The sequence below is a fragment of the Streptomyces sp. CRN 30 genome, assembly GCF_034105845.1.
In genome coordinates, this window is sequence record NZ_JAVRHI010000110.1 from 1 (window position 1) to 6,341 (window position 6,341).

5 protein-coding genes and 2 pseudogenes are annotated in these 6,341 nt (G+C 73.3%); 5 read left to right on the forward strand and 2 right to left on the reverse strand.

Features of this window, described 5'->3' with window-relative positions; genetic code table 11:
• From UW392_RS10745 to UW392_RS10755, 3 genes and pseudogenes are all read left to right on the forward strand, one after another.
• Positions 1-281 (forward strand): annotated as a pseudogene (locus UW392_RS10745) (hypothetical protein); the annotation flags it as partial.
• A 52-nt stretch (positions 282-333) separates the two neighbouring features.
• A complete protein-coding gene (locus UW392_RS10750; RefSeq protein WP_414495911.1) occupies positions 334-792 on the forward strand; it encodes a phage holin family protein in 459 nt (152 codons plus the stop codon).
• Positions 789-1,091: a DUF3618 domain-containing protein gene (locus UW392_RS10755; RefSeq protein WP_320774695.1), complete on the forward strand. Its 303-nt coding sequence runs from the start codon at positions 789-791 to the stop codon at positions 1,089-1,091. The genes UW392_RS10750 and UW392_RS10755 overlap by 4 nt, the downstream gene beginning before the upstream one ends.
• A 74-nt stretch (positions 1,092-1,165) precedes the next feature.
• On the opposite strand, the gene UW392_RS10760 is transcribed toward UW392_RS10755, so the two are convergent.
• The gene (locus UW392_RS10760) at positions 1,166-3,010 is read right to left on the reverse strand and encodes an endonuclease/exonuclease/phosphatase family protein (RefSeq protein ID WP_320774696.1); all 1,845 of its coding nucleotides are present in this window, start codon (positions 3,008-3,010) and stop codon (positions 1,166-1,168) included.
• 368 nt (positions 3,011-3,378) lie between these two features.
• Between UW392_RS10760 and UW392_RS10765 the strand changes: the two genes are divergently transcribed.
• Positions 3,379-4,830 (forward strand): hypothetical protein, encoded by a 1,452-nt coding sequence (locus UW392_RS10765; protein ID WP_320774697.1) that lies wholly within the window; start codon positions 3,379-3,381, stop codon positions 4,828-4,830.
• A 169-nt stretch (positions 4,831-4,999) separates the two neighbouring features.
• Positions 5,000-5,590 (forward strand): annotated as a pseudogene (locus UW392_RS10770) (TROVE domain-containing protein); the annotation flags it as partial.
• Positions 5,591-5,693: 103 nt separating this feature from the next.
• Here UW392_RS10770 and UW392_RS10775 read toward each other — a convergent pair.
• On the reverse strand, positions 5,694-6,341 hold a 648-nt coding region (locus UW392_RS10775), incomplete at its 5' end, for a TerD family protein (RefSeq protein ID WP_320774698.1).

Below are 6,341 nucleotides of genomic sequence, written 5' to 3' on the forward strand. Positions count from 1 at the left end.
CCTGCGCGGCCTGCCTCCGCAGCCGTCCGGCGGTGTCCCCGGCCGCCTTCGCACGGCTGGCCGGAGCGGGCCTGGAGGTGCGGACGGGCACGGGTACGCGGCTGCCGGGCGCCGGTGGACCGACCGGCGGGACGGCGGCGCCGGACGGCACGGGGCTGCCCGAGCTCGTCGCCGAGGCGGCGCTGCTGCAGGCGCGGCTCGACTGGTTCCAGACCCGACTGGCGGGGCTCGGCGAGAACGGCCCCGGGACACCGCCGCGGGGCGCGCCCGGGCAGGGGTAGCGCCTGCCGGGCCGGGTACCCGAGTGACCCCATCGAGAGGAGGCGGGACACAGTGACCGGGACTTTGGACAGCAGGCCCGCGCAGCCGGCCGTGGACGGGCAGCGTGCCGCACGGCCGGTGGCGGACGCGCACCACTCCGTCGGCGAACTGGTCGGGCAGGCCACCGAGCAGCTCTCCCTGCTCGTACGGCAGGAGCTCGCCCTCGCCAAGGAGGAGTTGACGGAGAAGGGGAAGCGCGCGGGCCGGGGCGGGGGACTGCTCGGCGGGGCGGGCGCCGTCGCCTACGTCGGGCTGATGGCCCTCGCGGGCACCGGAGTCGCCGCACTCTCGCTGGTGCTGGCCGTCTGGGCGGCCGCGCTCATCGTGACGGGCGTGCTGTTCGTCATCGCGGGCGTGCTCGCCATGATGGGCCGTGCTCAACTGCGCCGGGCCACCCCGCCCATGCCCGAACGGACCATCGACAGCGTCAAGGCCGACGTCGAGGAGATAAAGGAGAGGGCGCACCGATGACCAGTACATCCAGTACTCCCGGCTCGGCGGCCCGGCAGGGCCACGAGGGGGCCAAGGGCCCCGACGAGCTGCGCCGGCAGATCGAGGAGACCCGGGCCGCGCTCGGGGACACGGTCGAGGAGCTCGCCGCCAAGGCCGACGTGAAGGCCCGCGCCCAGGCGCAGATGGCGGACCTGAAGGGCTCGGCCTCGTACGCCGTGCGGACGGTGCGCGAACGGGTGCCCATGGCCGCGGTGGCGGGAGCCGTGGGCGTGGCCGCCGCCGTGGCGGTGGGCGTCTACCTGTGGCGCCGCAACTGAGGTCCGCCCCGGTCGTCCGAGGACCACGGTGCCCGTGCGGGTGCCGTGGTCCTCGTGCCTGGTCGAACGGGACCCTACGGCCGGAACCGCAGCACCTGCGGGTCGTGGTCGCTGATCTGGTCGTGGAACTCCGAGTTGATGTGCACGCTGTCGTAGCTCCGGCCCAGGGACCACCGGATCGACGGGCTGACCAGGATCTGGTCCAGGACCTGGGCGTTTCCCTGGTAGGTGTACGTGTACCGCTCGCTCCTCGGCAGCGACTTGATCGCCGACCAGAGGGCGCCGTCCTTCTCCAGCAGCTGGGTGGTGCGGGAGAACTCGAAGTCGTTGATGTCACCGAGGACGACGACGTCCGCGTTCTTCTGCGCCTTCAGGATCTGCTTGACGAACGTGTTGACCGCACTCGCCTGGAGGTGGCGCTGCGTCTCCGAGCTGCGCGTCTGCGGCTGGTACGGGGAGTGCAGCGGCTGGTCGCCGCCCTTGGACGCGAAGTGGTTCGCGACCACGAAGACCGTCTCGCCACGGAAGACGAACTCGCCGACGAGCGGCTTGCGGCTGTTCTCCCAGGCGGCGTCGGCCGGGTCGATCCGGCCGGGGGAGGCGGTCAGCCGGGCCTCGCCGCGTACCTTCCGCACGCCGACGGCCGTGGTGGCGTCGCCGCCGGCGCGGTCGGTGAAGGAGACCCGCTCGGGGTCGAACAGGAACACCTGGCGGATGTTGCCGCCGGGCTCGCCGCCGTCCGCCTTGTCCTCGGGCGAGATCGAACGCCACTCGTACGCCGGGCCGCCTGCGGCCTCGATGGCCCCGATCAGCTTCTCCACGGTCACGTCGGCGTCGACCACGCCGCTGTCCGTGGCGCCGTCGTCGTCCTGGATCTCCTCCAGGGCCACGATGTCGGGCGACCGCAGGTTGTCCACGATCGCTGCGGCGTGGGCCGCGAAGGTGGAGTCGGACGGGTCCAGGTTCTCGACGTTGTACGTCGCCACCGCGAGTTCGCCGGACAGCTGCTTCCGGGTGCGCTCGCGCTCCAGGCCGCCGGACCTCAGCTCGCCCAGCTGGTTCGCGACCAGCGTGTATCCGCCGTACTGGGAGTAGTCCAGCGGGCCCTCGGTGCGGCCCTTCAGGGCGTCACCGACGTTGGCGTCGGGGAAGTCGGCTGCCGCGCCCAGCGACTGGATCTGGAGTCGGCCGGTGTTCTGGTCCTCGTACGAGCCGTAGACGGTGGCGCCGCGCCAGGTGCGGTTCTCCCACGGCTTCACCGTGACCCACAGCTCGGTGTACGGGTCGGTGGCGGTGACCACACGGGCGTCGGCCACCTCGACGTTCATGCCCTCCAGGGACTCGTAGAAGTCCAGGGCGTACTTCTTCGGCCGCAGGGTGAGGCCGTTCACCGAGCCGCCGGCGGCCGGGTCGCCCTCCGGGGCGTACGCGCTCGGCACCGACCTCGCGTCGATCACCTTCGCGGCGGGGACCGCGTTGCCGCTGGAGAGCACGGTCACCGTCGGGCGGCTGATCTGGGTGAGGGACTGGTTCCCGGAGGAGGCGCCGCCCGGTACGTATTCGGCCACCGTGCCGGAGACGGTGACCGAGTCGCCGACGGCGACGGTGGGCGTGGTGGAGGTGAAGACGAAGACGCCCTCACTGGTGGCCGGGTCGTCGTCCGGCCGGGTGTCCTGGAACCAGAAGCCGCGGGAGGAGCCGTAGGTCCGTACGCCCGTGACGATGCCGGGCACGTCGGCGACCTGCTGCCCGGCGAGCGGGGATATCCGGGTGCTGCCCTGGATGTCGTGGATGCGCACGGAGCCGGCCCGCGGGGCGGCGTCGGCCTGCGCGGGCGCGGTGACCAGCACGGTGGACACCGCCGAACAGACGGCGGCGACGGTCAGCGCACTGAGGCGCGCGGTGTGCTTGCTCGGCAACGGAAGATCCCTTCGAGGGCGTGCGTGGGCGCAGGGCGTGCGTGGGCGCCGGGACGGGGCGGGGAAGTGGGCCAAGCGTGGGAGCGACCGGTGGGGCGGGGGTGACGCACGGAAGAACTGGCGGACAACTGCGCGGGAATCGTGCTCCGGTGTCTGCCCCGCCCCTCCGTCCGCTCGCGGTCCCCACGGACCCCCGGTGTGCTCTACGCGCGTCAATCTCCTGCGTGCTCACGTCACTTGTCAAGGTTTCGGCCAGGTGCCGCCGCTGCCGCGGAACGGAACCGGGCGGCATGGGTGGAAATCCGTCTAGGCTGGGCCGCTGCCCGCCCGATCGCACGCCGCGCTCGTTCCCGAGGAGAAACCAGCCGATGTCAGACAGCTCCCCCCTGCCGCCGGTGCGGCTCCACTCCGAAGCGGAGCTGGCCCGGGACGCGCTCGCCACCCCCCTGCTCTCCCGGGCCGCGCGGCTCGCCCGCTGGGCCGGCCCGGAGACCCGCGTCGGCGCCGGGGGCGAACTCGTCGAGGAACAGCTGCCCGCCGCCGCCGAGCAGCTGGAGCTCACCGGGGAGGACGCGGCGGCCTTCGCGAGCGAGGCCTGGCGGGTGGCCGTCGACACGGGGCTCGTCGAGGTCGTGGACGAGGAGCGGGGCACCGTCACCGCGGGCGCCGACCTGCGGACCCTCACCTCCGGCGGACCGCAGGACGTGCTGGGCGTCTGGCTCACCGCACTGGAGACCGTACTGGCGGACGCGACCGTGCCCGACCTCGACGACCTCGTGGACGCCCTGGACGAGGGCGGCACGCTCGACCTGTCCGGACTGGACTGGGACCCCGAGGCGGAGGCCCGGTTCCTCGACGGGGTGCTCGGCAACCTCTACCTGCTGACCGTCGGCGAGGACGCGCCCGGGGACCAGCCCGTGCCGCTCCCGGCCCTCGCCGCCTCCATGATCGTGCCGGACGACATGGGGGAGCCCACCGACGACGTGCTGGAGCAGGTGTCGGAGGCGATGATGCGGCTCGACGACCAGTTCCGGCTGTTGGAGCCGGCCGGTCTCGTCGAGTACCAGCCCGTCGACGAGGCGCTCATGGTGGACGTCGACGAGGCCGAGGACGCGGGCCCGGCCCAGGAGCCCGCCGAGCCGTTCGACGACACCGACGTCACCCGCTACGGCATGGTGCGGCTCACCCCGCTCGGCCTGTACGGCGTGCGCGCCCGGCTGCTGGAGTCGGGCGCCGCCGCGCCCGCCGTGGGCGACCTCGCCGACAAGGGCGCCGACGCGCTGCTCGACGGCACGGCCGGCTTCCCGCAGGCGGCGGCGCGGGCCGAGACGGAACAGTGGCTCGCCCGCCGCGCCCCCCTCGACGCCGCACGGGAACTGCTGGCGGCGGCACGCGGCGCGGACCCCGGGGCGCCGCTGCGCCGGCTGCGCTGCCAGCAGGCGCTGACCCTGGTCGGCCCGGAGGCGGGGCCCGCGCTGCGCGAGGTCCTCGACGACGCCGAACTGGGCGGCCTCGCCCGGGTGTGGCTGACCGAGCACGGCGCCCCCGACGTCCCCGCGCCGTCCGAGGCGATGGTCTTCTGGCTGACCGTCGACACGGTGGCCGCGCAGCTGGCGGCCGAGGGCAACTCCGACGAGCTCCAGGCGCTGGTCGAGGGCCTCGCGCGCCAGCACAGCGGCTTCTTCGGGGCGGCCTGGCGGGTGGACCACCCGGCCACCGCGGACGTCCTGGAGGCCATGGGGCGCCTGCACCCCGACAAGAAGGTGGCCAAGGAGGCGCGCAAGGCCGCGTTCAAGGCGCGGTCGCAGCAGGGCGGGTGAGCGAACGGTGTGAGCGGGGGTGACGGGAGCGGCGACGGCGGTTCACGGAAGCGGAGGTGCCGACGTCGTCCGGCGTTCAGCCGGTGTTCAGGCGGAGGCGCGACGGTGTGGCCGCACCACCGCGCCCGCCACCCACCCGGCACGCTTCTGACCCCACCGCCACGGGAGGGACCGGGCGGCCTGGGAGGCGGTCTTCCCGTCCTGGGCGCGATGGGCCTCGTCCGCGATCTCCGGAACTTCGACGGGGCCGGTGTCTCGGACGAGGTGGCAGCCCAGGTCGCGGCGAGGATCTCCGACCCGGTGGAGGTTGCGCGTTCGCGGTAGTTCGGCCGACGCGGCGGCGGTCTTCGGTACGGCGCTCGCGGTGCGGGCGGCGGACGTGGACCTCGTCGGGTTCGGCTCGACGAGCGTGCCCGTGAAGTTGCGCAAGGGCGAGTCGGTGCTGAAGGTCCTGGAGCGCTTCGGCGATCTGGGCGGCACGGACACGACCGACGCGGTGCGCCGGCACTATGAGAAGCACGACCGGGTGCTGATCGTGACGGACGAGCAGTACACGCACCACCGCCACGGGGACCCGACCGCGCAGGTCCCGGCCCACGTGCTCGTGTACACCTGGAACCTGGCCGGGTACCGGGCGGGTCACGGGCCGTCGGGCGAGCGGAACCGGCACACGTTCGGCGGGCTCTAGGACGCGGCCTTCCGCATGGTGCCGCTCCTGGAGAGCGCGCGGGACGCCGACTGGCCGTGGGCGGCGGCCTAACGGTTCCCGGGGGATCGGGAGATCCGAAGATCGTGGGATCGGGGTCGAGGAGGGGCCCGCACCGTGGTGCGGGACCCTCGCTCGTGGACGGGATGGGCGGGGCCTACAGCGCCTGCGCCGCCGGCTTCACCATGCCACGGACCGTGCGGGACTTCACGAAGTCGCCCATGGCGGTCATGTCCCACTCGCCGGAGAACTGGCGGATCAGCTTGGCCATCATCACGCCGGTCTGCGGCTGGGCGTTGGTCAGGTCGAAGCGGACCAGTTCCTCGCCGGTCGCGGCGTCGATCAGCCGGCAGTAGGCCTTGGCGACCTCGGTGAACTTCTGGCCGGAGAAGGAGTTGACCGTGAAGACCAGGCCGGTGACCTCCTGGGGGAGACGGCCCAGGTCGACGACGATCACCTCGTCGTCCCCGCCGCCCTCACCGGTGAGGTTGTCGCCGGAGTGCTTGATCGCGCCGTTCACGATCGAAAGCTTGCCGAAGTAGCAGCTGTCGATGTGGTTGCGCTGCGGGCCGTACGCGATGACCGAGGCGTCCAGGTCGATGTCCTTGCCCCGGTAGGCCGGCTCCCAGCCGAGACCCATCTTGACCTGGGCCATCAGCGGGCGGCCGCCCTTGACCAGGGACACCGTCTGGTTCTTCTGGAGGCTGACGCGGCCCTTGTCGAGGTTGATCTTGCCGGCGCCGGGCGCGGGCGCGGCGGGGGCCGGGGGCGCGGCCGGGGCCGGCGGGGTCACCGGGGGCGTCGA

What these genes read in the sequence shown, in the direction of transcription:
- UW392_RS10755 (WP_320774695.1), top strand. Translation starts at nt 789, where the DNA reads ATGACCAGTACATCCAGTACTCCCGGCTCGGCGGCCCGGCAGGGCCAC.
- UW392_RS10765 (WP_320774697.1), top strand. Translation starts at nt 3,379, where the DNA reads ATGTCAGACAGCTCCCCCCTGCCGCCGGTGCGGCTCCACTCCGAAGCG.